Origin of the sequence: Pantoea sp. Tr-811 (genome assembly GCF_011752535.1) — a bacterium.
GTDB lineage: Bacteria > Pseudomonadota > Gammaproteobacteria > Pseudomonadales > Pseudomonadaceae > Aquipseudomonas.
Genome location: NZ_VWXJ01000004.1, coordinates 331,190 through 356,579, shown reverse-complemented (window position 1 = coordinate 356,579; position 25,390 = coordinate 331,190). Strand labels below are relative to the sequence as shown.

General features: G+C 65.2%; 30 protein-coding genes. 14 read left to right on the top strand and 16 right to left on the bottom strand.

The features are described from left to right. Positions 1-2: 2 nt before the first annotated feature. Genes flgE through flgB form a run of 4 tightly spaced genes read right to left on the bottom strand, consistent with a single transcriptional unit; the run spans position 3 to position 2,684 of the window. Positions 3-1,151, bottom strand: coding sequence for a flagellar hook protein FlgE (gene flgE / locus F3J44_RS08685; RefSeq protein WP_167062941.1), 1,149 nt, complete (start codon positions 1,149-1,151; stop codon positions 3-5). A gap of 22 nt (positions 1,152-1,173) precedes the next feature. Then, complete coding sequence (locus F3J44_RS08680) at positions 1,174-1,845, bottom strand: flagellar hook assembly protein FlgD (RefSeq protein ID WP_167271732.1); 672 nt, start codon at positions 1,843-1,845, stop codon at positions 1,174-1,176. Positions 1,846-1,847: 2 nt separating this feature from the next. Beyond that, positions 1,848-2,255, bottom strand: coding sequence for a flagellar basal body rod protein FlgC (flgC, locus tag F3J44_RS08675; protein WP_167062935.1), 408 nt, complete (start codon positions 2,253-2,255; stop codon positions 1,848-1,850). A gap of 15 nt (positions 2,256-2,270) precedes the next feature. Beyond that, a complete protein-coding gene (gene flgB / locus F3J44_RS08670; protein ID WP_167271730.1) occupies positions 2,271-2,684 on the bottom strand; it encodes a flagellar basal body rod protein FlgB in 414 nt (137 codons plus the stop codon). A 162-nt stretch (positions 2,685-2,846) separates the two neighbouring features. Here flgB and flgA point away from each other — a divergent pair, with 162 nt between their 5' ends. The 4 genes from flgA (at position 2,847) to F3J44_RS08650 (ending at position 6,621) form a co-directional block, all read left to right on the top strand. After that, positions 2,847-3,536: a flagellar basal body P-ring formation chaperone FlgA gene (flgA, locus tag F3J44_RS08665; protein ID WP_205299766.1), complete on the top strand. Its 690-nt coding sequence runs from the start codon at positions 2,847-2,849 to the stop codon at positions 3,534-3,536. A 102-nt stretch (positions 3,537-3,638) separates the two neighbouring features. Then, positions 3,639-3,935 carry a flagellar biosynthesis anti-sigma factor FlgM gene (locus F3J44_RS30090; protein WP_167062928.1) on the top strand — a complete coding sequence of 99 codons (297 nt, stop codon included), beginning with the start codon at positions 3,639-3,641 and terminating at the stop codon, positions 3,933-3,935. A gap of 36 nt (positions 3,936-3,971) precedes the next feature. Next, on the top strand, positions 3,972-4,403 hold the full coding sequence (flgN, locus tag F3J44_RS08655) for a flagellar protein FlgN (RefSeq protein ID WP_167062926.1): 432 nt from the start codon (positions 3,972-3,974) through the stop codon (positions 4,401-4,403). Positions 4,404-4,611: 208 nt separating this feature from the next. Next, positions 4,612-6,621, top strand: coding sequence for a DUF4034 domain-containing protein (locus F3J44_RS08650; RefSeq protein ID WP_167271806.1), 2,010 nt, complete (start codon positions 4,612-4,614; stop codon positions 6,619-6,621). Between the two features lie 143 nt (positions 6,622-6,764). Here F3J44_RS08650 and F3J44_RS08645 read toward each other — a convergent pair whose 3' ends face one another. Together F3J44_RS08645 and F3J44_RS08640 are read right to left on the bottom strand one after the other, a co-directional pair. Continuing rightward, positions 6,765-7,193, bottom strand: coding sequence for a molybdopterin-binding protein (locus tag F3J44_RS08645; protein ID WP_167062923.1), 429 nt, complete (start codon positions 7,191-7,193; stop codon positions 6,765-6,767). Between the two features lie 23 nt (positions 7,194-7,216). Beyond that, positions 7,217-7,480, bottom strand: coding sequence for an accessory factor UbiK family protein (locus F3J44_RS08640; protein WP_167271728.1), 264 nt, complete (start codon positions 7,478-7,480; stop codon positions 7,217-7,219). Between the two features lie 365 nt (positions 7,481-7,845). Between F3J44_RS08640 and glnK the strand changes: the two genes are divergently transcribed. From glnK to sutA, 3 genes are all read left to right on the top strand, one after another. Beyond that, positions 7,846-8,184, top strand: a complete 339-nt coding sequence (gene glnK / locus F3J44_RS08635) for a P-II family nitrogen regulator (RefSeq protein WP_002555808.1) — start codon at positions 7,846-7,848, stop codon at positions 8,182-8,184. A 45-nt stretch (positions 8,185-8,229) separates the two neighbouring features. Further along, positions 8,230-9,564, top strand: a complete 1,335-nt coding sequence (locus F3J44_RS08630) for an ammonium transporter (RefSeq protein WP_167062920.1) — start codon at positions 8,230-8,232, stop codon at positions 9,562-9,564. A gap of 427 nt (positions 9,565-9,991) precedes the next feature. Then, positions 9,992-10,321, top strand: a complete 330-nt coding sequence (gene sutA / locus F3J44_RS08625) for a transcriptional regulator SutA (RefSeq protein WP_056794110.1) — start codon at positions 9,992-9,994, stop codon at positions 10,319-10,321. 150 nt (positions 10,322-10,471) lie between these two features. Here the strand turns inward: sutA and F3J44_RS08620 are convergent, their stop codons facing one another. From F3J44_RS08620 to F3J44_RS08595, 6 genes are read right to left on the bottom strand one after another with little or no spacing between them, the layout of a single operon-like run. Then, on the bottom strand, positions 10,472-11,167 hold the full coding sequence (locus F3J44_RS08620) for an HAD family hydrolase (protein ID WP_167271726.1): 696 nt from the start codon (positions 11,165-11,167) through the stop codon (positions 10,472-10,474). After that, complete coding sequence (xerC, locus tag F3J44_RS08615) at positions 11,164-12,063, bottom strand: tyrosine recombinase XerC (protein WP_167062914.1); 900 nt, start codon at positions 12,061-12,063, stop codon at positions 11,164-11,166. Before xerC ends, F3J44_RS08620 begins: the two co-directional genes overlap by 4 nt. Beyond that, a complete protein-coding gene (locus F3J44_RS08610; protein ID WP_167271724.1) occupies positions 12,063-12,767 on the bottom strand; it encodes a DUF484 family protein in 705 nt (234 codons plus the stop codon). The genes xerC and F3J44_RS08610 overlap by 1 nt, the downstream gene beginning before the upstream one ends. A gap of 13 nt (positions 12,768-12,780) precedes the next feature. After that, positions 12,781-13,605, bottom strand: coding sequence for a diaminopimelate epimerase (gene dapF, locus F3J44_RS08605; RefSeq protein ID WP_205299788.1), 825 nt, complete (start codon positions 13,603-13,605; stop codon positions 12,781-12,783). A 10-nt stretch (positions 13,606-13,615) separates the two neighbouring features. Next, on the bottom strand, positions 13,616-14,863 hold the full coding sequence (lysA, locus tag F3J44_RS08600; protein WP_167271722.1) for a diaminopimelate decarboxylase: 1,248 nt from the start codon (positions 14,861-14,863) through the stop codon (positions 13,616-13,618). Between the two features lie 9 nt (positions 14,864-14,872). Beyond that, entirely contained in the window at positions 14,873-15,076 is a 204-nt protein-coding gene (locus F3J44_RS08595; RefSeq protein ID WP_167062902.1) for a lipoprotein, read from the bottom strand. Positions 15,077-15,327: 251 nt separating this feature from the next. Here F3J44_RS08595 and cyaY point away from each other — a divergent pair, with 251 nt between their 5' ends. From cyaY to rnk, 3 genes are all read left to right on the top strand, one after another. Further along, positions 15,328-15,660 (top strand): iron donor protein CyaY, encoded by a 333-nt coding sequence (gene cyaY / locus F3J44_RS08590; protein ID WP_167062899.1) that lies wholly within the window; start codon positions 15,328-15,330, stop codon positions 15,658-15,660. Between the two features lies 1 nt (position 15,661). Beyond that, entirely contained in the window at positions 15,662-15,874 is a 213-nt protein-coding gene (locus tag F3J44_RS08585) for a DUF1289 domain-containing protein (protein WP_167271720.1), read from the top strand. A 132-nt stretch (positions 15,875-16,006) separates the two neighbouring features. Next, on the top strand, positions 16,007-16,417 hold the full coding sequence (rnk, locus tag F3J44_RS08580; protein ID WP_167062891.1) for a nucleoside diphosphate kinase regulator: 411 nt from the start codon (positions 16,007-16,009) through the stop codon (positions 16,415-16,417). 115 nt (positions 16,418-16,532) lie between these two features. Here the strand turns inward: rnk and F3J44_RS08575 are convergent, their stop codons facing one another. The 3 genes from F3J44_RS08575 to F3J44_RS08565 form a co-directional block, all read right to left on the bottom strand. Continuing rightward, the gene (locus F3J44_RS08575) at positions 16,533-19,397 is read right to left on the bottom strand and encodes a class I adenylate cyclase (protein ID WP_167271718.1); all 2,865 of its coding nucleotides are present in this window, start codon (positions 19,395-19,397) and stop codon (positions 16,533-16,535) included. Positions 19,398-19,588: 191 nt separating this feature from the next. After that, complete coding sequence (locus F3J44_RS08570) at positions 19,589-19,834, bottom strand: TIGR02647 family protein (protein ID WP_167062886.1); 246 nt, start codon at positions 19,832-19,834, stop codon at positions 19,589-19,591. A gap of 69 nt (positions 19,835-19,903) precedes the next feature. Beyond that, a complete protein-coding gene (locus tag F3J44_RS08565) occupies positions 19,904-20,203 on the bottom strand; it encodes a hypothetical protein (RefSeq protein WP_167062883.1) in 300 nt (99 codons plus the stop codon). 147 nt (positions 20,204-20,350) lie between these two features. On the opposite strand from F3J44_RS08565, the gene F3J44_RS08560 reads away from it, so the two are divergent. Next, positions 20,351-21,010, top strand: coding sequence for a glutathione S-transferase (locus F3J44_RS08560; RefSeq protein WP_167271716.1), 660 nt, complete (start codon positions 20,351-20,353; stop codon positions 21,008-21,010). 70 nt (positions 21,011-21,080) lie between these two features. On the opposite strand, the gene argH is transcribed toward F3J44_RS08560, so the two are convergent. Then, positions 21,081-22,475 (bottom strand): argininosuccinate lyase, encoded by a 1,395-nt coding sequence (gene argH, locus F3J44_RS08555; protein ID WP_027916957.1) that lies wholly within the window; start codon positions 22,473-22,475, stop codon positions 21,081-21,083. Between the two features lie 307 nt (positions 22,476-22,782). Between argH and F3J44_RS08550 the strand changes: the two genes are divergently transcribed. The 3 genes from F3J44_RS08550 to F3J44_RS29575 all read left to right on the top strand — a co-directional run bounded on the left by F3J44_RS08550 (position 22,783) and on the right by F3J44_RS29575 (position 25,356). After that, the gene (locus F3J44_RS08550) at positions 22,783-23,526 is read left to right on the top strand and encodes a LytTR family DNA-binding domain-containing protein (RefSeq protein WP_167062877.1); all 744 of its coding nucleotides are present in this window, start codon (positions 22,783-22,785) and stop codon (positions 23,524-23,526) included. A 130-nt stretch (positions 23,527-23,656) separates the two neighbouring features. After that, positions 23,657-24,598 carry a hydroxymethylbilane synthase gene (gene hemC / locus F3J44_RS08545; protein ID WP_167062874.1) on the top strand — a complete coding sequence of 314 codons (942 nt, stop codon included), beginning with the start codon at positions 23,657-23,659 and terminating at the stop codon, positions 24,596-24,598. Continuing rightward, positions 24,595-25,356, top strand: a complete 762-nt coding sequence (locus F3J44_RS29575; RefSeq protein WP_205299763.1) for a uroporphyrinogen-III synthase — start codon at positions 24,595-24,597, stop codon at positions 25,354-25,356. Before hemC ends, F3J44_RS29575 begins: the two co-directional genes overlap by 4 nt. The last annotated feature ends 34 nt before the right edge of the window (positions 25,357-25,390 follow it).

The window sequence follows — 25,390 nt, the reverse complement described above, 5'->3', positions numbered from 1 at the left end:
CATCAGGAACCGATGTTCACGGCTTGCTGCAGCACTTCGCTCTGGGCGGTCACCGACTTGGCGTTGGCCTGGAAGGTGCGCTGGGCGATGATCAGGTTGACCAGCTCGGCGGTCAGGTCGACGTTGGAGTCCTCGGTGGTGCCGCTGAGGATCGAGCCCAGCGAGCCGCTGCCAGCCACCCCCAGCAGGGCCTGGCCCGAGGCGGTGGTGGCCAGCCAGGTGTTGTCGCCGTTGGACTTCAGGCCGTTTTCGTTGGAGAAGGTGGCCAGCTGGATCTGGTCGATTTCCTGGGTCTGGTCGTTGGAGTAGGTGGCGATCACCGTGCCGGTGTCGTCGATGGTGAAGCTGACCAGGCTGCCGGAGGTGTAGCCGTTCTGGTCGATGCTCGACACTTCCGAGTCGTTGCCGAACTGGGTGGTGCCGGTCAGGTCCAGCTCGATGGACATTGCGGCGGCGCCGTTGGCCGGGTCGTAGGTGTAGGTGCCGGTTTCGCCGCTGGTGATCAGGCCGCTGGAGCTGAAGGTGACGGTCTGGCTTTCGCTGAGCACATTGCCGTCGATGGCGGTGTGCACTTCCCAGGTGTTCTCGTCGGTCTTGCTGAAGTACAGCGTCGAGGTGTGGCTGATGCCGAGCGAGTCGTACACCGTGGCGGTGGTGGAATAGGAGTAGGTGGACGAGTCGGTGGCGTCGAAGGTGTCGGTGATGACGTCTTCGCTGGCGTCCAGGTTCAGTTCCGCGTCCAGTTCGCTGCTGGCGCTGGCCTGCATGCCGCTGGTGGGAATCTGGATCACGCCGTTGACGCCCAGCAGCTTGTCGCCGGCCGCGTTGGTCAGGTAGCCGTCGGAGGTCAGGGTCAGCTGGCCGTTGCGCGAGTAGACGGTCTGGGTGCCATCGGTGAAGGTGAAGAAGCCTTCGCCGTTGATGGCCAGGTCCAGGCTGTTGTCGGTGGTGGTCAGGCTGCCGGACTCGAAGTTCTGCACCACCCCGGACACCGTGGTACCCAGGCCCACATCGGCCCCGGAGTAGACGTCGGCGAACTGCACCGTCGAGCTCTTGAACCCCACGGTCTGCGAGTTGGAGATGTTGTTGCTGACCACTTCCAGGTCAGTGGATGCGGCGCTCAGGCCGCTCAGCGCTTGGGAAAAGCCCATGGTTGTTCTCCGTGATCAGGGTTCAGAGGACCAGCTTGATGTCGCCCAGGCCAACGTTGTCGTTGACCCCGCCCAGGTCCAGGGCCACTTCGTCGTTGTTGTCGGTGGTCACACCGGTGACCAGTGCGTACTTCAGGGCCGTGGCGGTGACGCTGTCGTCGCCGCTGGTGGCGCTGACGCTGAAGGTGTAGCTGCCGTCGGCGGCGGTGCTGCCATCGTCCTGGGTGCCGTCCCAGGTCAGGGTCTGGGTGCCGGCGCTCATGTCGCCCACGTCCAGGGTGGCAACGACATTGCCGCTGCTGTCCTTGATGCTGACGGTGACGTCGTCGGCATCGCTGCCCAGGGTCACGCCGAAGGTGGTGGCCACGCCGCTGGCAACCTGGATGGTGTTGCCCTCGATCAGCACGCCGTTGCCCACCAGCGCCGAGGCCTGCAGGGTTTCCGAGGCGCTGATCTGGCTGGAAATGCCTTCCAGGGTGCTGGTGACTTCCTCGATGCTGCTGATGGTGCTGATTTGCGCCAGCTGGGTAACCATCTCGCTGTTGTCCAGCGGGTCGGTTGGGTCCTGGTTCTGCAACTGGGTGGTCAGCAGGGTGAGGAACTGGTCCTGCAGCTCTTCGGCGCTGGAGGCGGTGTTGTCGCTGCTGGAGCTGTTCATGGTCGAGAGGACCGAACTTGCAATGGTGCTGGTCATGGTCAGGCTTCGCCGAGGGTCAGGGTCTTGAGCATCAATTCTTTGCTGGTGGCCATGACTTCGACGCTGGCCTGGTAGGAGCGCGAGGCGGAAATCATGTTGACCATCTCGCCCACCGGCTCGACGTTGGGCATGGTCACGTAGCCCGACTCGTCGGCCAGCGGGTCGCCGGGGCGGTACTCCTGGCGCATCGGCGAGCCGTCCTCGATCACTTGGCTGACGCGCACGCCACCGATGTCGCTGCCGTCCTGGTACTGGGTTTCGAACACCACCTGGCGCGCGCGGTAGGCCTCGCTGTCCGGGCCGCTGGTGGTGTCGGCGTTGGCCAGGTTGCTGGCGGTCACGTTCATGCGCTCGGACTGGGCACTGAGCGCGGAACCTGCGATATCGAAAATGCTGAACATCGGCATGGGCTGTTCCCCGGGTTATTCGGATTGCATCGCGGTCTTGAGCGATTGCAGGCGGTTGCTGAGGAAGGTCAGGCTGGCCTGGTAGCGCACGCTGTTGTCGGCGAACTGGGCGCGCTCGCGGTCCATGTCCACGGTGTTGCCATCCAGGCTCGGCTGGTCGGGCACCCGGTACAGCAGCTCGCTGACGCGGCTGGCGTGGCTGCTGGCCTGCAGGTGGCGGTCGGACGTGGTGGCAAGGCTCATGCTGCGGCTGGCCGGGCGGCCGTCGCCCAGCGAACTTGCCAGTTCGGCGGCGAAGTCGAAGTCACGGGCGCGGTAGTTGGGCGTGTCGGCGTTGGCGATGTTGGTGGCCAATACCTGCTGGCGCTCCGCGCGCAAGCTCATGGCGTCCTGCTGGAAACGCAGCTCGTTGTCGAGTTTGTCGATCATGCCTGGCGGCCCATGCCCTTTCGTTGAACGGCTTGCAGAGTAGTGGGCGGGGGCGCCGGGCAAAGGCTGGAACAGACCGCTATTTGGCGAGCAATTCGAGCTTTGCGTTGTGGCCGGGGTGCCTAGAATGCTGCGCCTGAACCTTTTCAAGAGGCGCCTGCGATGCCTGGACCTGCCCGATATGCGCGAACCCTGGCCCTGATGGTGTGCCTGCTGCAGGCCGGGTTTGCCTGGGCCGAGGGTGGCCTGCTGGAGCAACGGGTACGCCAGCTGGTGGAGCCGCGCCTGCCGGCGGGCAGCCGCCTGACGGCGCTGGAACTCGGCCAGCCGGCTGCGCGCATCCTTGGCTGCGGCCAGCCATTGCCCTATTTGGTGCACCCGCGCAGCTTGCCGGTGGGGCGCGTGGCATTTGGCGTGCGCTGCGCGGGCGATGAAGCGTTGCTGGGGTATTTGCAGGTCATGGTGGGTGCGTCCGGCAGCTATGTGGTCAGCGCCCGGCGTATCGATGTGGGCGAGGTGATCCAGGCGAACATGCTGATCAGCCGCCGCGGGCCGCTGCAGGACCTGCCCAAGGGCAGCGCCCTGCGCGCCGAGCAACTGCTGGGCCGCCAGGCGGCGCGGGGCGTGCAGGCCGGCGCGGTGATCGCCCTCAAGGCCGTGCGCGAGCGCTGGCTGGTGGAGCGCAACCGGCCCGTGGTGCTGCGGGCACAGGGCACCGGGTTCAGCCTGAGCCGCGAGGGCAAGGCGCTGGACAACGGCGGCCTGGGCAGCACCGTGCGGGTTCAGGGGGGCGATGGCAAAACCTATAACGCCCAGGTCATAGGCAGCAACGAACTGCTGCTGCGCTACTGACGTGCCCCGCGAAACTTTTTTCATCAAAAGCCTATCGGCGGGCAAAAGTGGCCCCCCACGGATGCCGATAGTGTTGCAATCACAGCCATCGAAGCCTCTATCGTGAAAATCATAAGCTCCCCGCCAAGCAGCCTTCTGCCCCCGACCGATAGCAGCCTGGCCGGCACCAATCCGAGCCGGGTCGGCGCACAAGACCTGGACGCCCTGGCCGAAGAAACCGTGCAGATTTCGCGCATCGGCGACCTGCAAGGCAGCGACGCGACCGCGGACGTCGACCTGGAAAAGGTGGCGGCCCTGCGCCAGTCGATTGCCGATGGCAGCCTGCAGACCGACGCCCAGGCCATCTACACCAGCCTGGTTGCCGATATCCGGGAAATGGCCGGCAGCGAGCCGACATGAACGCTTGCGCGTACCGAGCCTGAGCGTGGGGTGCCTATGAGCCTGGAAAGGCATCTGGATGTGCAGCAGCGCGCTGTCGAGCTGCTGCTGCAACTGCTGGAACAAGAGCGCCTGGCCCTGGCCCAGGGCCGGGTGGATGCCGAACGCTTGCGCGAACTGGTGGCCGGCAAGCAGGCGGCGTTGCTGCGCCTGGAGCAACTGGAGGCGGTGCGCGCCGGTGCGCAGCTCAAGCTTGGCTATGGGCCGGGGCGCGAGGGTGCCCTGCGCGCGGCCCGTGATGCCGACTGCCTGGGCGCCTGGCGCCGCCTGCGGCAACTGGCGCTGCGCGCCCGCGCCCTGAACCGGGCGAACGGCGAGGCGCTGGGTGTACGCCTCAAAGGTAACCAGCAGATTCTCGATTTCCTCGACCGCATCACCGCCGACCGCCTGTACGGGCCCAACGGTCGCCCTTTGCCAAGCCTGGGCTGAGCCCTCCTTTCACACCCAGCGCGCACATCACTGTCGTCAGCGGTTCGCAGCCCAGGGGATTTCCCTGGGTATTCATACCAACTGATAAATAGTGGATCCAATGTCTTTGCGCTAAGGTGGGCTATGGCTTAGTGTTCAAGCGCTGACCGCCGTTGCCATGGGATGGCAACGTGACCTTTGAAATGGACTTAAGGTACTGCCCGTGCAAATGCTCACTCGCGCCCGCCAGCACATACGCGAACGGGTGAAGGCCAGTGAATTCGCTGAGCTGAACCGTTTTTTCGATAGCCTCCAGGCACACTGGCGGCAGGCACCCCCCGGCGAATGCCCTGCCTACCTGCAGGCGCTGCAGGGCTATTGGCTACTCGGCTGGGACCAGCAGGATGGCAAGGCGCTCACGCCGCTCATCAAGGCCTGGATCGACGCCTGCCCCAAGGCCTACCACCCGCAAGTGGTGATGGGCTTTCACTGCCTGGGCCGCGCCTGCCAGATCCGCGGCAACGCTGCCGCCCATGATGTCCCCGAAGAGCGCTGGCTGGCCGCCGAACAGGCGTGCGAGATGGCCACGGCGCATTTTCTGCGGGCCATGGAGCGCTCCGCGCAGCCGGTGGCAGCGGTAATCGGCATGCTGCGCCTGAGTGCGCACTTTCGCGAGCCGGGCTGGCTGGTGGAACTGTTCCAGGGCCACGTGGCGCGCTTCAGGCCCAGTGCCCACGCCGATGTGGAAGTGCAGGAGGGCGCGGCGCCCTGGCTGGTCAGGCATGGCTTGGCGCCCTTGGTCGAATTGCCCCAGGTATTGCCGCCCTGCCTGTGTGCCCGCGATGCAAATGAAAGCGCCCAGGCGTATTGGTTGCACCACGCACTGCTGTGGTTTCCCGGGTGTTTCGAGGCGATCGAAACCTACGCCGCCTACCAGACGCCGCGCTGGGGTGGGCGCCATGATGCCATCGAGCGCCTTGCCGCAGGCCCGTTGTGCCAAGGCTGGACAGACAGGCAACGCAACGCGGTTCGCTGGCTGGCGCTGGAAGAGCAGTTCTGGCTGCCCCAGGCCGACCAGTTGCAGCAGGTCGCGGCTTGGAAGAGAACCTTCGAACAGTGGGCCGAGCGCGAACTGCGCCCCCGGGAGCGGGCCACCTTGCTCGCCCGCCGGGCGGCCTTTCGCCGCCATTCGCTGCATGATTGCAGCGGCGCCATGGGCGACTTCGTTGCCGCGGTGGAGCTTTATCCTGACCACGCCTTCGTGCCGGCCATTGGCGAGCCTTTCTACAGCGGTGTCTGCCTGGTACTGCTGCATGGCATGCCGGACCCCACCCAGGCATTGCGCACGGCCATCGAACGCTTGTGCGAGCAGCCTTGGCAAGCGGCGGCTTGCGCCCTGCGCGGGGTCGGCGAGCGGTTTGGGTTATGGGGCTTCGCGCCCTGCGCCGAGGCGGCCCATGGGTGGCTGCAGGTTGCGGTGAAGCGTCAGCACGGGCGTGAAGGGCAGGGCTTCGATGTACTGGAAGTTGCGCGGCTGTTGTGGACGGCCAACCTGCATGAGGCCGCCCTCTACCTGTACCAGGCCTGTGCCGAGCTGAAACTGGCAGACGCCGCCATCACCTTGTACGAACTGCACCGGGGGGCGCTGGCCAACACCCCGGAGCGCTACCTGAACCCGGAGGCTGCCCAGCACTGGCTGCTGCGCGCGGTTGAAGCGGGCACGCCGACGGCCAGGTACACCCTGGCCTGCCAGCACATGCGCGAGGGGCAGGACTTTACCCAGCGCAGCGCCGTGCAGATGGTCCGGCGTTTGTTGTTCGATGCCCTGGGGCACGCGCAGACCGACGCCGGGGCGCGGTTGCAGTTGGGCATTCTGTTAAGGCAACACGGCCAGCCGGCGGAGCAGGTGGAGGCGGTGGATTACCTGCTGGGGCTGGTGGAGCATGCCGATGACAGCATTGCCGCGCGCGCGTGCGCCGAGCTGGGGCTGGCCTGGATGCAGGGGCAGGGCACCCGCAGGCAGAGCCGCTATGCGGCGATCGAATGGGCCAACCGTGCCGTTGAACTACAGCCGCAAGATTCGCTTATCGCAGGGATTCAGGGGCAAGTGCGTAATTCCGGCAGCCGGGTGAAAACCTTGTTTACCCTGTGTGGGGCGGCGTTGTTCCGGGGCGACCTGCATGCCAGCGAACTGCCGCCCAAGGTCGTGGGCCAGGACCAGCAGCGGGCATCGGCTTGAGGGCGATGGGGCGCCCGCAAATCGTAAATATCGGGTTTAACGGATATTGCTGTAGGAGCGGGCTTGACCCGCGAAGCAAGCGACGCGGTGCATGGCACCGGCTGCGCCGGTGTTCGCGGGGCAAGCCCGCTCCTACAAAGGGCTTATGGCTTGGTGCCGAGGATGATGTGCGAGGCCTTGATCAGGGCAGTGGCCTTGACGCCCGGCGCCAGGCCCAGCTCCTGCACTGCCTCGCGGGTGACGATGGAGAACACCTCGGTGCCCCCGGCCAGTTTCAGCACCACTTCGGCATTCACCGCACCGTCACCCACGCGCACCACTTCGCCTTCCAGGGCGTTGCGCGCCGACAGCTTATAGCCGGCGGCATCGGTCATCAGCACCACCCACGGCGCTTTCACCAGCGCCACGGCCTCCTTGCCGACATTGATGTTCAGGCTGTGCAGGCTGGCCATGGTGACCACCGCCACCAGCTTCTCGCCGCCGCCCAGGGTCAGCTCGACCTCGGCATTGACGGCGCCAGGCTGCACGGCGCTGACCTTGCCTTCGAATACGTTACGGGCACTGACTTTCATGGTGTGGCACTCCTTATCGATTGTTATTCCTGTGCCGCTGGCGCCATGCGTGCTTCCAGCTCGGCGACTTGCTTCTCCAGGGCTTCCAGGCGCGCGCGAGTGCGCGCCAGAACCACCATCTGGCTGTCGAATTCTTCGCGGCTCACCAGGTCCAGCTTGCTGAACGCGCCTTGCATCAGCACCTTGAACTGGCTTTCCAGCTCGGCACGGGGCTGGGAGGTGTCGCCGCTGAACAGGCGCGAGGCCTGGTCGCTGAGGGCGTCGAGGAGGGCTTTGGGCGCGAGCATGTTCGGCTGTCCACTGAAACTGAGAAATGGCCCGCAGTGTAGCACGGGGCAAAACACCCTTCTGGCTGCACATTTTTCGAGCAGCGTTTGCCGGCCCTGCGCACCGAAACCGTGCATCTTTTTCGTGCTGGCGACTGGCCAATCTTGGTTGTTTTGCGTAACCCGCTGTTTTTCGGCGCTTTGCCGGAACTGGCAAGCTTTCTGCAATGACCTGTATGAGCCATGCACTGATGCAGTTCCTTTGTGACCAGGCAGCGCGCACGCGCAGCCGATGCCGACGGTGCGTTACAAAGCCAACCGCTGCGCTTAGACTTGAGACGGGTTTGTTTTCCTGGGGCAAGTCCACCAAATCGGGAGAGAGTTTCATGAAGCTAGTCACAGCCATCATCAAGCCGTTCAAGCTGGACGACGTACGCGAGTCGCTGTCGGAAATCGGCGTGCAGGGCATCACCGTCACCGAAGTCAAAGGCTTCGGGCGGCAGAAGGGCCACACCGAGCTGTATCGCGGTGCGGAATACGTGGTCGACTTCCTGCCCAAGGTGAAGATCGACGTCGCCATCGACGACAAGGACCTTGATCGAGTGATCGAAGCCATCACCAAGGCAGCCAACACCGGCAAGATCGGTGACGGCAAGATCTTCGTGGTGAATCTGGAGCAGGCGATCCGCATCCGTACCGGCGAAACCGATACCGACGCGATCTAAGCGCCAACACGCCTCACCAAACCCAAAGCCCCAGGAGAAAACAACATGACTCTGCGTAAGATCGCAGGGCTAGGAGCCCTATTGTCCCTCGTAATGCCTGGGCTAGCCCTGGCCGAGGAAACAGCTGCCCCAGCGCTGAACTCCGGCGACACCGCCTGGATGCTCACTTCCACAGCGCTGGTGCTGTTCATGACCATTCCGGGTCTGGCCCTGTTCTACGGCGGCATGGTGCGTTCCAAGAACGTGCTGTCGGTGATGATGCAGTGCTTCGCCATCACCGGCCTGATCAGCATTCTCTGGGTGATCTACGGCTACAGCATGGCCTTCGATACCACCGGTATGGAAAAGGGCGTGCTCAACTTCAGCTCCTTCGTCGGCGGGTTCTCCAAGGCGTTCCTGAGCGGCGTCACCCCGGCCAACCTGACCTCGGCCACGGCGCTGTTCCCTGAGGCGGTGTTCGTCACCTTCCAGATGACCTTCGCCATCATCACCCCGGCGCTGATCGTCGGTGCCTTCGCCGAGCGCATGAAGTTCTCCGCAATGCTGGTGTTCATGGGTATCTGGTTCACCCTGGTGTATGCACCGATCGCGCACATGGTGTGGAGCGGTGACGGCGCGCTGCTGTGGGACTGGGGCGTACTCGATTTTGCAGGCGGCACCGTGGTGCACATCAACGCCGGTATCGCCGGCCTGGTCTGCTGCCTGGTGATGGGCAAGCGCAAAGGCTACCCGACCACGCCGATGGCCCCGCACAACCTGGGCTACACCCTGATGGGCGCGGCCATGCTGTGGATCGGCTGGTTCGGCTTCAACGCAGGCTCCGCTGCCGCCGCCAACGGCACCGCTGGCATGGCCATGCTGGTGACCCAGATCGCCACCGCCGCTGCCGCGCTGGGCTGGATGTTTGCCGAGTGGGTCTTCCACGGCAAGCCAAGCGCCCTGGGCATCGCCTCGGGTGTGGTCGCCGGCCTGGTGGCCATCACCCCGGCCGCTGGCACCGTGGGCCCGATGGGCGCCCTAGTGATTGGCCTGGTGTCGGGCGTGGTCTGCTACTTCTGCGCCACTACCCTCAAGCGCAAGCTGGGCTATGACGATTCGCTCGACGCCTTTGGCGTACACGGCGTGGGCGGCATCATCGGCGCCATCCTCACCGGTGTGTTCGCAGCCCCTGCCCTGGGCGGGTTCGGCGCGGTCACCGACATCGGTGCCCAGGTCTGGATCCAGGCCAAGGGCGTGATCTTCACCGTGGTCTACACCGCCATCGTCACCTACGTGATCCTCAAGGTGCTGGATGTGGTGATGGGCCTGCGGGTCAACGAAGAAGAAGAGTCGGTCGGCCTCGACCTGGCTCAACACAACGAACGCGGCTACAACCTGTAACTGCGACGCTGGAAAAACTTGCCCGGTTCGCCGGGCATTTTTTTGCCTGTTTTTTGCCATTTCCCGCAGGGCAAACGGTTTATCACCCCAGTTCGCGACGTAGGCCAAAAACTTACAACTTGTAAGGCGTTTATGGAGCTTTGTTTTTTCTGCGGGCGCGCTAGAATGCGCGCCGAAGGGTGTTGGTCATGCAGGCCGCACACTTCGCCAGCCTTTGCTAGGCTTGCCAATAGCGTGTGGCCAGCAGGGGGCTAGGATTTTCCAGGTCCTGCCAGGAGCAGGGCCTGCTGGGTACCGCCTCCCATGAGGAGTGCCGGCCCAAGGGCAGTGGCCAACCCACGGCCAGTTGAATTTTCACTGGTGGCTGCCGGTCTACGGCTGCACTGGTCTATAACTAACCTGCTTTTCGCAAGTCATGAGGTAGAACATGAGCGACGACGATCTGGAAAACGACGACCTCGAAGTAGGCGATGAAGACGAGGCTGATGAAGGCCTCGAAGCGGCGGCTGACGATGGCGCCGAAGATGCTGGCGATGACGACAGCAGCCCGGCCCCCACTGCCAAGGGCAAGTCCAAGGCCGCCGTCTCGGTAGACGAGATGCCGAGCATGGAAGCCAAGCAGAAGGAGCGTGATGCCCTGGCCAAGGCGATGGAAGAATTCCTGTCGCGCGGTGGCAAGGTGCAAGAAGTCGAGGCCAACGTGGTCGCCGACCCGCCCAAGAAGCCGGACAACAAATACGGCAGCCGCCCTATCTGAGTGGCTGAGTATAAAAAAGCCCGCCGTCGCTGCGGGCTTTTTTGTGGGCGCCTATCGGCGCTTCGCGAGCTTTGCTCGCTCCTACGGGATCGGTGCGCGGACTGGTAGGAGCGAGCGCAGCTCGCGATGCGCCGTCAGGCGCTCAATCTGTCAGCGCCAGCGCGATAGCACGTCAGGCAATTGCGACAACCGCTGAATCTCGGCATCCGGCGCCTGCTCACCCGTCCAGGCCTTGCCCTGTGGGTTGAACCACACGGCCCGCAAGCCGGCCCGCTGGGCCCCGGCGATGTCATCGCCGGGGTGATCGCCGACGTGCACCGCCGCACCGGCCTGCGCCTCGCCGCGCTTGAGCGCTTCGAGGAATGGCGCCGGGTCCGGCTTGCCGATGCCCAGGTCCTCGGCGCACAGGGCGAAGCGGAAGTAATCGGCAAGCCCCAGCCGGCGTACGTCGGCATTGCCATTGGTCACTACGCCCAGGGTGTAGTGGTGGCGCAGGATTTCCAGTACCGGCACCACCTCGGGGAATACTTCCACCTGGTGGCGGGCGTGCAGGAACACCTCGAACCCTTCGTTGGCCAGTTCCTGGGCCTGTTTATCGCTGTAGCCGACCGCTTCCAGGGCATGGAACAGCACGCGCCGGCGCAGGGCGCTGATGCGGTGCTTGAGCCCCGGCTCGGCCTGAACCAGGCGCTCGCGGATGGCGAACAGGTGTTCCACCGGCACGCCACCGAGCACCGGCGCGTTGGCCTGCAGCCAGTCGCGCAGCACTACCTCCGCGCTGGCAATCACGGGTGCGGTATCCCACAGGGTGTCGTCGAGGTCGAAGGTGATCAGCTGGATGCTCATGAGTCTGTGCCTTTGCTGCGTTTGGCCCTGGGGTGGGCGCTGTCGTACACCGCGGCCAGGTGCTGGAAGTCCAGGTGGGTGTAGATCTGCGTGGTGCTGATGTCGGCGTGGCCGAGCATTTCCTGCACCGCTCGCAGGTCCTGGGACGATTCCAGCACGTGGCTGGCGAAGGAATGGCGGAGCATGTGCGGGTGCAGGTGCTGGCCCAGCTCGCGCTCACCGGCGGCCTTGACCCGCAGCTGAATGGCCCGGGGGCTCATGCGGTTACCCTGGCGGGTGATGAACACCGCGCTGTCGCGTGGGCCGCCGATGCCGCGCAGCTTGAACCAGGCCTGCAGGGCCTCGCGCGCCTTGCGCCCAACGGGCAGCACGCGGCTCTTGCTGCCCTTGCCGAGCACCTGCACCAGGCCGGCGGCAAGGTCGAGCTGTTCCAGGTCGAGGTTGTTCAGCTCCGACAGGCGCAGCCCGGAGGAATAGAACAGTTCCAGGATGGCCTGGTCGCGGCGGGCGATGAAGTCGTCATCCACGCCGCCATCGAGCAGTTGCAGGGCGCGGTCAGTGTCCAGCACCTTGGGCAAGCGCCGCTCGCCCTTGGGGGCGCTCAGGCCGCTGGCCGGGTCGTGCTGGCAGTGGCCTTCGCGGTTGAGGTAGCGGTACAGGCCGCGCACGGCTGACAACAGCCGTGCCAGGCTGCGTGAGGACTGGCCCTGGTGGTGCTGGCGGGCGATCAGCTGGCGCAGTTGCTGGATCTGCAACGCGCCCCAGCCGGCGATGCCCTGGCTGTTGCAGTAGTCGATGACCTTGTCGAGGTCGCGGCGGTAGGCCAGCAGGGTATGCTCGGACACCTGGCGCTCGTTGCGCAGGTGTGCGCAATAAGCCTCCAGCAGGCGCTCCATCAGCGCACCGGGCGCAGGGTCTGGGTGACGCGCGGCACCACGCGGCCGAGCACTTCGGCAATGTAGCCGAGGAACAGGGTGCCGACGCTGCTCTTGTAGTGCTGCGGGTCGCGGCTGCCGATCGCCAGTACGCCGTGCAGGCCTTGGTACTCAAGGGCGGCCACGGCGCTGGAACCCACTTCCTGGTGCTGCTCCTTGCCGAACAGGAATGCCAGCTCGTGCTCGCGCAGGTTGCCGCTGACGGTCTTGCCACCGCCAAGCAGGCCGCCGATGGCCTGCTGCGCCTCGGCGCTGCTGACCCAGCGGCCAACGGGTGCTGCGTTGTCGCCGAACAGGATGAGGCTGACGAAGGGCACCTGGAATTCCTGGCGCAGGCTGTCTTCGACAGCCATTACCACTTCTTCCAGGCTGCCAGCGTCGAGCAGGTCGAGGATCAGCCGGCGGGTCTTGTCGAACAGCCGGTCGTTGTCGCGGGCCACGTCCATCAGTTGCGACAGGCGGTGGCGCATCTCGATGTTACGGTCACGCAGCAGCTTCAGCTGGCGCTCCACCAACGACACGCTGTCGCCACGCTGGTGGGGAATGCGTTGCTCGACCAGCAGCTCGTCGTGCTCGGCGAAGAACGTGGGGTGGGCGCGCAGGTAGGCGACCACCGCGTCGGCGTCGAGCTCATCGGGCTGCTGGGGTACTGGCTGATCGGTCATGGCGGTTACTCGCTTAGAGACGAACCTGTCCTTCGTAGACGCGCACGGCCGGGCCGGTCATCAACACGGGCTTGCCGGGGCCGGCCCACTCGATGTTCAGGCGGCCACCGGGCAGGTCCAGGGCCACTGGGGAGTCCATCCAGCCCTGGCTGATCGCGGCCACGGCCGCGGCGCAGGCGCCGGTGCCGCAGGCCTGGGTTTCACCGGCACCGCGCTCCCACACGCGCAGGTTGGCGCGGTGGCGGTCGATGACCTGGAGGAAGCCGACGTTCACCCGTTGTGGGAAGCGCGGGTGGTGCTCGATTTTCGGGCCCAGGGCATGCACAGGCGCGGTGTCCACGTTATCGACGCGCAGCACGGCGTGCGGGTTGCCCATGGACACGGCGGCAATCGAATGCACCTGGCCGTCGACTTCCAGCGGGTAGTTCAGGGCCTGGGCGTCGGCGACGAAGGGGATGTCAGCCGGGATCAAGCGCGGCGGGCCCATGTCGACACACACCTGGCCGTCGTTCTGCACGTCCAGCTCGATGACGCCGCCCTTGGTTTCCACGCGAATGCGCTTCTTCGCGGTCAGGCGCTTGTCCAGCACGAAGCGGGCGAAGCAGCGCGCACCGTTGCCGCACTGCTCGACCTCGGAGCCATCGGCGTTGAAGATCCGGTAGCGGAAGTCCACTTCCGGGTTGCTCGGCGCCTCGACGATCAACAGCTGGTCGAAACCGATACCGGTGTGGCGGTCACCCCATTGCCTGGCATGCTTGGGCTGGATGTGCGCGTGCTGGCTGACCAGGTCGAGAACCATGAAGTCGTTGCCCAGCCCATGCATCTTGGTAAAGCGCAGCAGCATGGGTTTACTCCGGCAGCAGGCTTTCGCCAGCGTACAGTTCGGCAATGGTTTCGCGGCGGCGAACTTCGAAGGCCTGGTCACCGTCGACCAGGATCTCGGCGCAACGGCCACGGGTGTTGTAGTTCGAGCTCATGACGAAACCATAGGCGCCCGCCGACTGAACGGCCAGCAGGTCGCCTTCGGCCAGGTTCAGCACGCGGTCCTTGGCGAGGAAGTCGCCGGTTTCGCAGATCGGCCCGACCAGGTCGTAGGCACGGCCTTCACCTTCACGTGGGGTGACCGCGCTGACACCCATCCAGGCCTGGTAGAGGGCCGGGCGGATCAGGTCGTTCATCGCCGCATCGATGATGGCGAAGTCCTTGTGTTCGGTGTGCTTGAGGTATTCCACGCGGGTCAGCAGGGCGCCGGCGTTGGCCACGATGTAGCGGCCTGGTTCGAACACCAGGGCCAGGTCACGGGTGCCGACGCGCTCGCGGATGGCCTTGATGTAGTCGGCCACCAGTGGCGGCTCCTCGTCACGGTAGCGCACGCCCACACCGCCACCCAGGTCCAGGTGGCGCAGGTGGATGCCGCACTCGGCCAGGCGGTCGACCAGGGCCAGCAGGCGGTCGAGGGCATCGAGGAACGGGTCGACGGTGGTCAGCTGCGAGCCGATGTGGCAGTCGACACCGACCACGTCCAGGTTCGGCAATTGCGCGGCGCGCACGTAGATGGCTTCGGCGTCGGCAATGGCGATGCCGAACTTGTTTTCCTTGAGGCCGGTGGAAATGTACGGGTGGGTGCCGGCATCGACGTCCGGGTTCACCCGCAGCGAGATCGGCGCGACCTTGCCCATCTCGGCAGCCACCACTTGCAGGCGCTCAAGCTCGTCGGTGGATTCGACGTTGAAGCAGTGCACGCCGACTTCCAGGGCGCGGCGCATGTCTTCGCGGGTTTTGCCCACGCCGGAGAACACCACGCGGTCGGCACGGCCGCCGGCGGCCAGCACCCGCTCCAGCTCACCGCCGGAGACGATGTCGAAGCCTGCGCCAAGGCGCGCCAGGACGTTCAGCACGCCGAGGTTGGAGTTGGCCTTGACGGCGAAGCAGACCAGGTGCTCGGTGCCTTGCAGGGCATCGGTGTAGCTGCGGTACTGGGCCTCGATGTGGGCGCGCGAGTACACGTAGGTAGGGGTGCCGAAACGTTCGGCGATGGCCGAGAGGGCCACGCCTTCCGCGAACAGTTGACCGTCGCGGTAGTTGAAAGCGTTCATCTGATTTCCTTACTGCTCTGGCGACTGCTCGGGCTGGATCGGCTGCTCATCTTGCGGCTGGACCGCAGGGGCGTGCTGGTGCTGGTGCGATTTTTTCGGGCCTTTGCCGTCCTTGCCATCTTCAGGCAGGTACAGGGGGCCCTTCTGGCCGCAGGCCGAAACGAGGCAGGCAACCGCGACCAGCGCCGCGAGCGAGGAAATCAGGCGCTTCATGGGTGAAATCCTTTGAAATATGCAGTATTGCGCCCGAGTATACCGAGCGACCGGCGGCTTGCCTATGCAAGAGCCGGTCCGTCGGGCGGGCTATGCTTGGGTGTTGCCTGTGCCGGCACTGGCACCCCCTGTGGCAGCGGGTTTACCCGCCAAGAGGCCGCTGCAGGCAGTCGCTAGCCTTTGCATTCAGGGCTCGGCGCCCGTATCTTGCCCGGCTTGCCCGTGAAGCAGTCAATTTCGAGGTTCCTGCAATGAGTTTGAGCGAAGCGCGTTTCCATGATCTGGTCGACGCGACCCAACAGGCCCTGGAAGACCTGTTCGACGAGAGCGGCCTGGACCTGGACATGGAGAACTCCGGCGGTGTTCTCACCATCAAGTTCGAAGGCGGCGCCCAGCTGATCTTCAGCCGCCAGGAGCCGCTGCGCCAGCTGTGGCTGGCCGACCGCTCCGGCGGCTTCCACTTCGACTACGACGAAGAAAGCGGCAAGTGGGTGTGCGAGAAAAGTGAAGAGCTGCTGGGCGAAATGCTCGAGCGCATCGTCTGGGAGCGGGCCGGCGAGAAGCTGGACTTCGACGAGATCTGACATGAGCACTCTGGCGCGGCCAGCCAAGCCGCTCTACAGCAATGTCAGCCCCGCAGTGCCGTCGCCCTGCATCAGCGTGTGCCGGCTGGACGAACAGCGGGTGTGCACCGGTTGCCACCGGCATGTCGAGCACATTCGCGAGTGGCGTTCGGCCGATGACGAGCGGCGCCGGCAGATCTGCCGCGAGGCCCAGGCGCTGCGCGCACGGGCTTGAGTATTTGCCCGGCTGTGGTAGTGTCGGGTTGTGCGTCACCGACGCGAAAGCATTGACAAACCCCGCCCTTGGGCGGGGTTTTGCTTTATCTGCCTGTGCAAAATCGCCTGTTCAAAGGAGTCTGACTGGATCATGAGCACCAAGCCTTCCCTTATCCTCACCCGACTGGACGTACAGCGTCTCGAGCGCCTGATCGACAGCCTCGATGACAGCGCCCCGGGCGTGCTTGCCTTGCAGGAGGAGCTGGACCGTGCCGGGCAGGTGGTTGGGCATGAGGAAGTGCCGGCGGGCGTGGTCACCATGAACTCGCGGGTGCATTGCCGTGAATTGGCCAGTGGCAAGGATTACCACCTGACCCTGGTGTACCCCAAGGATGCTGGCGGCGAGGGCAAGGTGTCGGTGTTGGCGCCGATTGGCTGTGCGCTGCTGGGGTTGTCGGTGGGCGAGCAGATCGATTGGCCGGCGCCGGGGGGCAAGACCCTGAAGCTTGAGTTGCTGGATGTGGAGTATCAGCCAGAGGCTGCTGGGGATTTCGACCTTTGAGATCTTGGGGGCGCTTTGCGCCCCATCGCGAGCTTTGCTCGCTCCTACAGGTGATCGCATACCCTTGTAGGAGCAGGCTTGCCTGTGATGGGCTGCAAAGCAGCCCCGGCTTTATCTAAGGTTCCAACGTGGCGTGCAATTTCGCCAACCCCTCGTTCAGTGCCTGCTCCAGTTCGCGCTTGTAGCGCAGGTAAAGGCTGGTTGACCCTTGCTCGTCTTCAAGCAGCTCGGACAAATCCAGGTCCGTGATGTAACAGCGGTAGTGCCCGGCGCTGCGGCGCTGGCCGAGGATCTGCCGGGCGACCACCTCATACAGCTGCTCGCCATGGTCCAGCTCGGAGAACTCCAGCTGGTCGCAATACAGCGTGACATGCACCTCATCCCCCGCACCGGCCTGCAGGATGGCCTGAACCTCGTAGTACGGCTGGTCACTGGCATCGCTCGGTGCCGAGCGTGGCTCCACGCTGCGCGCCTTGCCTGGCCCGCTTGGCAGCAATTGGCCGTAGTGGATATCCAGTGAAGCCTGTTGCAGGCAGTCCAGCGGCAGGCGTGCATCGTGGCGCATCAGCACCGAGCGCAGGAAACGCTGCAGCGGCAGCAGCAGGTGGTTTTCATCGTGCAGCGGCAGGCGTTGCTGCCACAGCGCGTTGTACTCGTCGAGCACGTAGAGGTCGGCCCAGCCGTCGAACAGGCGGTAGAACACCTGGATGCAACCGGGCTGCTCCTGTGCCAGCACCAGCGGCAGGTCGTGGTCCTGCAGGGCGTTGGCGTCGAGGTACAGCGGGCTGTAGGTGCTGCGTTCCTCGCCCAGGCAACCCAGCACGGCCTCATGCCCGGCCAGGGTCGCCAGGCTGACCTGGCCGGGCAGCAGCTCCAGCACGTGGGTGTACTGGGCCACCTGCAGCACGTAGCGGTGGTTGCGGCCCTGGTCGAGCAGCAATTGCACGGTGTCGAAAATCTCCTCCACCCGCTGGCTGATGGCCTGGGCGCGGTTGTGGCAGAAGCAGCGCACCCGCACCCGCGGGCGGTGGCTGCGCTGGCCCAGGCTGTTGAGGAAGTCGCGCAGGCAACGCAGCAGCGCGTGCTCGCCGTCATAGCGCTGCACCAGCACTTCGTTCCAGCTGTTGAGGGTGACCTGATCGAGCGTCAGCACCAGGTTCTCGCGTACCCCGGCATAGCTCAGCGAGTCGGTGCGCTCGGTGGTCATCAGGATGTTCAGGTCACGGTGGTGGCGCAGTGGGTCGACGCCGACGTTGACCAGCAGCAGGATCTCGTCGGCCACGCTCGGTTGCAGCAGGCGTACTTCGCCAACGCCCTCCAGGGGCAGCGGGATGCCCTGTTGCAAGCTGCCGACCAGGTTGAACAGCTCGAACTCGGTCAGGTCGCTGTCGCCTGGGTGCAGTGCCAGGCGCGTGCTGCTGTCGATGACGCCGTTGCGGTGGGCCCAGGTCAGCAGTTCCAGCAGCTCGCGGCAGCGCTTGATCGGGCTGAAGTGCTCCCACTCATGGGTGCCCAGGTTGCCGTTGTACAAGCCCCAGTGATGGCTGCCGGGTTCCTTGCGGTTGGGCGAGTGCACCAGGGTGACGGTGTCTTCGGCGATGTCCGGGGCAATGCCTGGGTTGATCGCTTCGATCTTGCCGGCGCGGCGCTCGAAGGCAGCGTACAGGCGCCGGCCCAGCACGTTGAGGTCGCGCTGGTCGGCGCGGGTGCTGGCGTTCTGCTGTTGCGCGAACTGGTTGAGAAAGCGGTAGCTGTAGTTGAGCTCGGCCACCAGTTCCCGGCGCTCCACGGCCACCTGGCGCACTTTCCACTGGCTGCGGCTGTCGAGCAGCGCCAGTTGGCGCTCGTCCCAGCCCCACTCATCGGCCAGGCGCTGCAGCAGTTGGCGTTGCCAGCCGTGGTTGCGGTTGCGCTCCAGGCCGCTGAGCTTCTTGTTCACCTTCAGGTACAGGCTGCGCCGCACCAGCTCCAGGCGCGCGGTTTCGCCCCGGGCCTGCAGGTAGCGCTCGATGCGCCGGTACACCATCACGTAGGGGTCGAGCTCGTCGAGGTCGAGCTGGTTGGCGAACACCGCCTGCTTGTAGTCCAGGCTCAGGCAGCGCACGTTGGGGTGTTCGCTGGCATAGACCTCGGTCAGCAGCAGCTTGAGCAGCGACTTGTAGGGCGAGTCGATGCCCTTGAACAGTTGCCACAGGCCGGCCCCCACGTATTCGCCAGGCGGAATGTGCGCCAGGTGGCCGAGGTCGAGGGCGTCCTGGTTGCGGATGAAGCGCTTGGACAGCAGGGTTTCGGCATAGCCCTGGTAGTTGTGCTCTTCATACGCCGGCACCAGCCACCACAGCGGTGTGCGCCCGGCCAGCCAGATGGCGGTGCGGTAGAACTCGTCGAGCAGCAGGTAGTGCTGGGTGGTGCCACAGTCGTCGGAGCTCAGCTGGCCGTCGCGCAGGCCCTGGGCGAAATGCTGCGGGTCTATCAGGAAGAAGTGCGCCTCGGCGCCCTGGCTGGCGGCCCAGGCTTCGAGCAGCTGGCACTTGCGCCGCAGTTCGTCGCGCTGGGTGTCGTCCAGGCCTGGGGCGTGGCACACCCACAGGTCCATGTCGCTTTGCTCGGCCTGGGCCAGCGAGCCCAGGCTGCCCATCAAAAACAGGCCGTGGATCGGCCGCGGCGGGTTGCCGTGGCGGGCCTTGTAGGCGAACGAGCGGGCCAGGCGCTGGGCCTCGGCAACCCGTTCGGCGTCGGGCTCGAAGCCGGCCACGCCGGCTGGGGTGGCGCCGGACACGTAGCCGGGCAGCAGCGGGTGGTTGACGTGGAACAGCAGCGGCAACAAGGTCAGCACCAGTTGCTGGCGGGTCGACAGGCCTTCCATGGCCCGCTCCAGGCGGCCCTGGTTGATATGCAGAAAACGCGCACGCAGCGTCGCCAGCACCTTGCGGTCGATGCCTTGATCGAGGTCGGGGCGGATTTCGTGGGGGTGGTTCATGGGGCACTCAGGGCGGGCCGGGGGAGCTGTGGCGAGTTTAGCCTGAGTGGGGCAGTGGGATAAGCGCTGAATGGGTTTTTGACGTCATTTTTCTAACGCGTGGTCAGGCCTCTTCGCGGGGCAAGCCCGCTCCTACACAAAGGACGGCGCCTGTAGGAGCGGGCTTGCCCCGCGAAGAGGCCAGCACAGGATCAAGCAGGCTGTGGCGTTTTAAGAATGCTAAGCAACAGTTGAACGCTTTCAGCCGCGTCGTTCCCGAGGCTGGTGAGGTAGCCACCATCGGGCTGGTCGGTGAGCTCTTTTTCATGAAGGCGCTTGGCCGCGGCGATCAAGGCGGGCGAAGCATTGCTGCCAACTTTGATGCCTTCCTGGTGGTTGTCCAGGTTGAACAGGGCAAGCACTTCCAGTTCGGCGATCAGTTCGGGGGTGAAGGACATGGCGACTCCTGACTTCCAGACAAGGATGGCGGCACCGCCAGCGGTGCCTGACCCTGGAGTGTAGTCGGCTTATTCGTCGTCGCCTTGATCTGCCTCAGGCGGCAGCTCCGGCAGGGCGCGCAGGGCGGCTTCGTACCACTGGCCGTCGAAGGCGCGGTCGTCCTTGAGCATGTTGTCGATCTCGATGGCCAGCACGTGGGCCATCAGGTTGAGGATGTCTTCGCGCTCGTAGCCGACCAGGGTCAGCTTGTTGAACGTGGCCTTGGCCGCTGGCGGCTCGCCGCTTTCAATCTGGTTTTCGATGGCTTCGGTCAGTGTCGCCTCGGCGAAGGCTTCGTCGTCGTTTTCGATGTCGTCGTGCTCGCTCATGGCGTGGCTCCTGTGGTGGGACGCACAGTGTGCCACGCCCGCGCCGGCAATGCCTGGCCATCGACGGGGTGCATGACGCTGGTCAGGAAAACGCCCAGGGGCTATAACAGCCCAGCCATCCCCACACGGCCTGGAGGCTGTTACCCCATGCTCAAGCTTCACGGATTCTCGGTCAGCAACTACTACAACATGGTCAAGCTGGCCCTGCTGGAGAAGGGCCTGCCCTTCGAGGAGGTCGCGTTCTATGGAGGCCAGGCGCCCCAGGCGCTGGCGGTCAGCCCGCGGGGCAAGGTGCCGGTGCTGCAAACCGAGCACGGCTTCCTCAGCGAAACCAGCGTGATCCTCGACTACCTGGAAACCCTGGGCGGCAAGGCGCTGCTGCCGAGCGACCCATTTGCCCAGGCCAAGGTGCGCGAACTGCTCAAGGAGATCGAGTTGTACATCGAGCTGCCAGCACGTACCTGCTATGCAGAGGCCTTCTTTGGTGCGGCGGTCGAGCCGTTGATCAAGGAGCGTGCGCGTGCCGAGCTGTTGGCAGGCTTTGCCACGCTCAAGCGCAATGGGCGGTTTGCCCCCTATGTGGCGGGTGAGCAGTTGACTGTGGCCGACTTGATGTTCTGTTTCTCGGTCGACCTGGCCTGTGCGGTGGGCAAGAAGGTGCTGGGCATCGACTTCCTGGCGGACTTCCCCCAGGCCAAGGCATTGTTGCAGCTGCTGGGCGAGCACCCGCACATGGCGCGCGTGGTGGCAGACAAGGACGCGGCGATGCCGGCGTTTCTGGAGATGGTGCGCAGCGGCAAGCGCTGAAGTCGGCGTTGGGGCCTTCGCGGGGCAAGCCCGCTCCTACAGGGTGTAGGGCGGGCTTGCGCAATGGTCCTTAGCGCGAAGCCAGCAGGGCCTTGCCGCGAACCACGGCGGCGCGCACCTGGGCCGGTGCGGTCCCGCCAATGTGGTTACGGGCATTCACCGAACCTTCCAGGGTCAGCACGGCGAACACGTCCTGCTCGATCTGGTCGCTGAACTGGCGCAGTTCGTCCAGGCTCATCTCGGCCAGGTCCTTGCCGGTGTCCACGCCATACTTCACCGCATGGCCGACGATTTCGTGGCAATCACGGAACGGCAGGCCGCGGCGTACCAGGTAGTCGGCGAGGTCGGTGGCGGTGGAGAAACCGCGCAGGGCCGCTTCACGCATGATCGCGTGCTTGGGCTTGATGGCCGGAATCATGTCGGCGAAGGCCCGCAGCGAGTCGCGCAGGGTATCGGCGGCGTCGAACAGCGGCTCCTTGTCTTCCTGGTTGTCCTTGTTGTAGGCCAGCGGCTGGCCTTTCATCAGGGTCAGCAGGCCGGTCAGCGCGCCGAACACACGGCCGCTCTTGCCACGCACCAGTTCCGGCACGTCCGGGTTCTTCTTTTGCGGCATGATCGAGCTGCCGGTGCAGAAGCGGTCGGGCAGGTCGATGAACTGGAACTGGGCGCTGGTCCACAGCACCAGCTCTTCGGAGAAGCGCGACAGGTGCATCATGGCCACGCTGGCGGCGGCGCAGAATTCGATGGCGAAGTCGCGGTCCGAAACGCCATCCAGCGAGTTGCCGGCCACGGCTTCGAAGCCCAGCAGCTTGCAGGTCAGTTCACGGTCGATCGGGTAGGTGGTGCCGGCCAGCGCGGCGCTGCCCAGGGGCATGCGGTTGGCGCGCTTGCGGCAGTCGACCAGGCGCTCGTAGTCGCGGCTGAGCATTTCGAACCAGGCCAGCAGGTGGTGGCCGAAGGTGACCGGCTGGGCCGTCTGCAGGTGGGTGAAGCCAGGCATGATGGTTTCAGCTTCGCGCTCGGCCTGCTCCAGCAGGCCCTGCTGCAGGCGGGTGATTTCGGCCAGGATCAGGTCGATTTCGTCGCGCAGCCACAGGCGGATATCGGTGGCCACCTGGTCGTTGCGGCTACGGCCGGTGTGCAGCTTCTTGCCGGTGATGCCGATGCGGTCGGTGAGGCGGGCTTCGATGTTCATGTGCACGTCTTCGAGGTCGACGCGCCAGTCGAAGCTGCCGGCCTCGATTTCGCCCTGGATGGTTTTCAGGCCATCGATGATGGTGTCGCGCTCGGCGTCGCTGAGCACGCCGACCTGCGCCAGCATGGTGGCGTGGGCGATCGAACCCATGATGTCGTGGCGGTACAGGCGCTTGTCGAAGTCGACCGAGGCGGTGAAGCGGGCGACGAAGGCGTCGACGGGCTCACTGAAGCGGCCGCCCCAGGACTGATTGGTCTTGTCGGTGCTCATGGATTCACTCATTGCAGGCGTGAACGAAAAAGTGGCGCCGATAATAGCAGGATTGGGCCTGCTACCGCAGGGCGTCGGTCGACAGAAACCGGCGGAAAACATCAATGCAGGCGGGCGATGACGATATTCAACGATTGAACGGCAGTGTTCCACGGACCGTCTACAGTTGGACAGAGGACTGGCAGCGATTCTGCCGGCTCAGTGAATCTTTGGCCTTCGTATCGGTCTAGAGCGTGACCGCAGTGTCGCTCGACCTGCTCTTGTCTACGCTATACCCGTGAGACTCACTCAGGAATCCAGAGCAATTATGAATGTCCTGATCGTTGATGATGAACCCCAAGCCCGTGAACGCCTGACGCGGCTATTCGCTGAACTGGAGGGGTACACCGTGCTGGAGCCCAGCGCCACCAACGGCGAGGAGGCCCTGGCTCTGATCGAAAGCCTCAAGCCCGATGTCGTCCTGCTGGACATCGGCATGCCGGGCCTGGATGGCCTGCAGGTTGCCGCTCGCCTGTGCGAGCGCGAGGCGCCGCCGTCGGTGGTGTTTTGCACCGGCGACGATGAATACGGCGCCGAGGCCTTCAAGGACAGTACGCTCAGCCATGTGACCAAGCCGATCCAACCCCAGGCCCTGCGCGACGCCCTGCGCAAGGCGGAAAAACCCAACCGTGCGCAACTGGCGGCGCTGACCCGGCCGGGCAGCGAAGGCGGCAACCCGCGCAGCCATATCAGTGCGCGCACGCGCAAGGGCATCGAATTGATCCCGTTGCCCCAGGTGATCTATTTCATTGCCGACCATAAATACGTGACCTTGCGCCACGAAGCCGGGGAGGTGTTGCTCGACGAACCGCTCAAGGCCCTGGAAGACGAATTTGGCGAACGCTTCGTGCGTATCCACCGTAATGCCCTGGTGGCCCGTGAACGCATCGAGCGCCTGCAGCGCACGCCGCTGGGGCATTTCCAGCTGTTCCTCAAGGGCCTGGACGGCGATGCCCTGACCGTCAGCCGCCGGCATGTGGCGGGTGTGCGCAAGATGATGCAAACCCTCTGACCGCCGTTTCGCCGGCCTGTGAACCTGCGCTGCCCTGGCAGGCACCGCGCCGGGTCTGTTGATCCGTATCTGCAAGCGATGCCGTTGATGCTGTTATCATCGGCGGCATTTCTCTGCATCGGGGCGTTTCATGTCCACTCGCGAAATCCGCATTGCCACCCGTAAAAGTGCCTTGGCCCTGTGGCAGGCCGACTACGTCAAAGCCCGCCTTGAACAGGCGCATCCGGGGCTGTTGGTGACCCTGGTGCCCATGGTCAGCCGTGGCGACAAGCTGCTCGATGCACCGCTGGCGAAAATCGGCGGCAAGGGGCTGTTCGTCAAGGAACTGGAAACCGCGCTGCTGGACAACGAAGCCGACATCGCCGTGCATTCGATGAAAGATGTGCCCATGGATTTCCCCGAGGGCCTGGGCCTGTTCTGCATCTGCGAGCGTGAAGACCCGCGTGATGCCTTTGTCTCCAACACCTACGCCAGCCTCGCCGCACTGCCGGCCGGCAGCGTGGTCGGCACGTCCAGCCTGCGCCGCCAGGCCCAGTTGCTGGCGCGCCGGCCCGACCTGAAAATCCAGTTCCTGCGGGGTAACGTCAACACCCGCCTGGCCAAGCTCGATGCCGGCGAGTACGACGCGATCATCCTTGCCGCAGCGGGCCTGATTCGCCTCGGCTTCGAAGACCGCATCACCGACTCGATCAGCGTCGAAGACAGCCTGCCAGCGGGCGGCCAGGGCGCCGTGGGCATCGAATGCCGCAGCGCTGACAGCGAAATCCACGCCCTGCTGGCGCCCCTGCACCATGCCGATACCGCCGACCGGGTGGTGGCCGAGCGGGCCTTGAACAAACGCCTGAATGGCGGCTGCCAGGTTCCGATTGCCTGCTACGCCGTGCTTGAAGGCGAGCAGCTGTGGCTGCGCGGCCTGGTTGGCCAGCCCAGCGGCGGCACCTTGCTGGTGGCCGATGCCCGCGCACCGCGCGCAGCGGCGCAGGCCCTTGGCGAGCAAGTGGCCGAAGCCCTGCTGGGCCAGGGCGCCGAAGCCATCCTCAAGGAAGTGTACGGCGAGGCCGGGCACCCGTGAGCGCCTGGCGCCTGCTGCTGACCCGGCCCGTCGAGGACTGCGCAGCACTGGCGCAGAGCCTGGCAGCTGCCGGTGTGGCGAGCAGTTGCCTGCCGCTGCTGGCCATCGAGCCGGTGGCGCTGCAGGGCCGGCAGCAGTTGGCCGGCCTGGCGCAGTGCCAGGCGATCATCGTGGTCAGTAAGCCAGCAGCCCGCTTGCTCCTTGAAAACCTGGCCACGGCAGGGCTGCAAGCGCCCGCCACAGGCTGGTTCACCGTGGGTGAAGCGACGGCGGCGGTGCTGCAGGCCGCAGGCTTGCAAGTGAGCTTTCCCACGGGCGGTGACGACAGCGAGGCGTTGCTCGCGCTGCCGCGCCTGCGCGAGGCTATCGCGGCGCCCGCCGCCCATGTGGTGATTGCCCGTGGCGTGGGAGGTCGCGAACTGCTGGCAGAGCGTCTTGCAGAGCAAGGTGCTAGGGTCGAATATCTGGAACTGTATCGTCGCTGCCTGCCGGCATACCCGGCGGGCACCCTGGTGCGCCGCATCGAAGCGGAACGCCTCAACGGGCTGGTTGTCAGCAGTGGGCAGGGTCTTGAACACCTGCAATTGATGGCCGCCGCCGATTGGCCGCAAGTCGCGCGCCTGCCCTTGTTCGTGCCCAGCCCGCGGGTTGCCGAACTGGCCAGGGCCGCCGGGGCCCAACAGGTTGTGGATTGCCGTGGCGCCAGTGCCACGGCCTTGCTGGCAGCCGTGCAGCGCAGCGCTGCACCTGCCTCTTAAGGCGCTAAGCTCTGAGCGAGGCGCCCCCATGCAA

Coding starts and splice junctions, on each gene's coding strand:
- flgE (WP_167062941.1), bottom strand. CDS start 1,151: ATGGGCTTTTCCCAAGCGCTGAGCGGCCTGAGCGCCGCATCCACTGAC.
- F3J44_RS08680 (WP_167271732.1), bottom strand. CDS start 1,845: ATGACCAGCACCATTGCAAGTTCGGTCCTCTCGACCATGAACAGCTCC.
- flgC (WP_167062935.1), bottom strand. CDS start 2,255: ATGCCGATGTTCAGCATTTTCGATATCGCAGGTTCCGCGCTCAGTGCC.
- flgB (WP_167271730.1), bottom strand. CDS start 2,684: ATGATCGACAAACTCGACAACGAGCTGCGTTTCCAGCAGGACGCCATG.
- flgA (WP_205299766.1), top strand. CDS start 2,847: ATGCCTGGACCTGCCCGATATGCGCGAACCCTGGCCCTGATGGTGTGC.
- flgN (WP_167062926.1), top strand. CDS start 3,972: ATGAGCCTGGAAAGGCATCTGGATGTGCAGCAGCGCGCTGTCGAGCTG.
- F3J44_RS08650 (WP_167271806.1), top strand. CDS start 4,612: ATGCTCACTCGCGCCCGCCAGCACATACGCGAACGGGTGAAGGCCAGT.
- F3J44_RS08645 (WP_167062923.1), bottom strand. CDS start 7,193: ATGAAAGTCAGTGCCCGTAACGTATTCGAAGGCAAGGTCAGCGCCGTG.
- F3J44_RS08640 (WP_167271728.1), bottom strand. CDS start 7,480: ATGCTCGCGCCCAAAGCCCTCCTCGACGCCCTCAGCGACCAGGCCTCG.
- glnK (WP_002555808.1), top strand. CDS start 7,846: ATGAAGCTAGTCACAGCCATCATCAAGCCGTTCAAGCTGGACGACGTA.
- F3J44_RS08630 (WP_167062920.1), top strand. CDS start 8,230: ATGACTCTGCGTAAGATCGCAGGGCTAGGAGCCCTATTGTCCCTCGTA.
- sutA (WP_056794110.1), top strand. CDS start 9,992: ATGAGCGACGACGATCTGGAAAACGACGACCTCGAAGTAGGCGATGAA.
- F3J44_RS08620 (WP_167271726.1), bottom strand. CDS start 11,167: ATGAGCATCCAGCTGATCACCTTCGACCTCGACGACACCCTGTGGGAT.
- xerC (WP_167062914.1), bottom strand. CDS start 12,063: ATGGAGCGCCTGCTGGAGGCTTATTGCGCACACCTGCGCAACGAGCGC.
- F3J44_RS08610 (WP_167271724.1), bottom strand. CDS start 12,767: ATGACCGATCAGCCAGTACCCCAGCAGCCCGATGAGCTCGACGCCGAC.
- lysA (WP_167271722.1), bottom strand. CDS start 14,863: ATGAACGCTTTCAACTACCGCGACGGTCAACTGTTCGCGGAAGGCGTG.
- F3J44_RS08595 (WP_167062902.1), bottom strand. CDS start 15,076: ATGAAGCGCCTGATTTCCTCGCTCGCGGCGCTGGTCGCGGTTGCCTGC.
- cyaY (WP_167062899.1), top strand. CDS start 15,328: ATGAGTTTGAGCGAAGCGCGTTTCCATGATCTGGTCGACGCGACCCAA.
- F3J44_RS08585 (WP_167271720.1), top strand. CDS start 15,662: ATGAGCACTCTGGCGCGGCCAGCCAAGCCGCTCTACAGCAATGTCAGC.
- rnk (WP_167062891.1), top strand. CDS start 16,007: ATGAGCACCAAGCCTTCCCTTATCCTCACCCGACTGGACGTACAGCGT.
- F3J44_RS08575 (WP_167271718.1), bottom strand. CDS start 19,397: ATGAACCACCCCCACGAAATCCGCCCCGACCTCGATCAAGGCATCGAC.
- F3J44_RS08570 (WP_167062886.1), bottom strand. CDS start 19,834: ATGTCCTTCACCCCCGAACTGATCGCCGAACTGGAAGTGCTTGCCCTG.
- F3J44_RS08565 (WP_167062883.1), bottom strand. CDS start 20,203: ATGAGCGAGCACGACGACATCGAAAACGACGACGAAGCCTTCGCCGAG.
- F3J44_RS08560 (WP_167271716.1), top strand. CDS start 20,351: ATGCTCAAGCTTCACGGATTCTCGGTCAGCAACTACTACAACATGGTC.
- argH (WP_027916957.1), bottom strand. CDS start 22,475: ATGAGCACCGACAAGACCAATCAGTCCTGGGGCGGCCGCTTCAGTGAG.
- F3J44_RS08550 (WP_167062877.1), top strand. CDS start 22,783: ATGAATGTCCTGATCGTTGATGATGAACCCCAAGCCCGTGAACGCCTG.
- hemC (WP_167062874.1), top strand. CDS start 23,657: ATGTCCACTCGCGAAATCCGCATTGCCACCCGTAAAAGTGCCTTGGCC.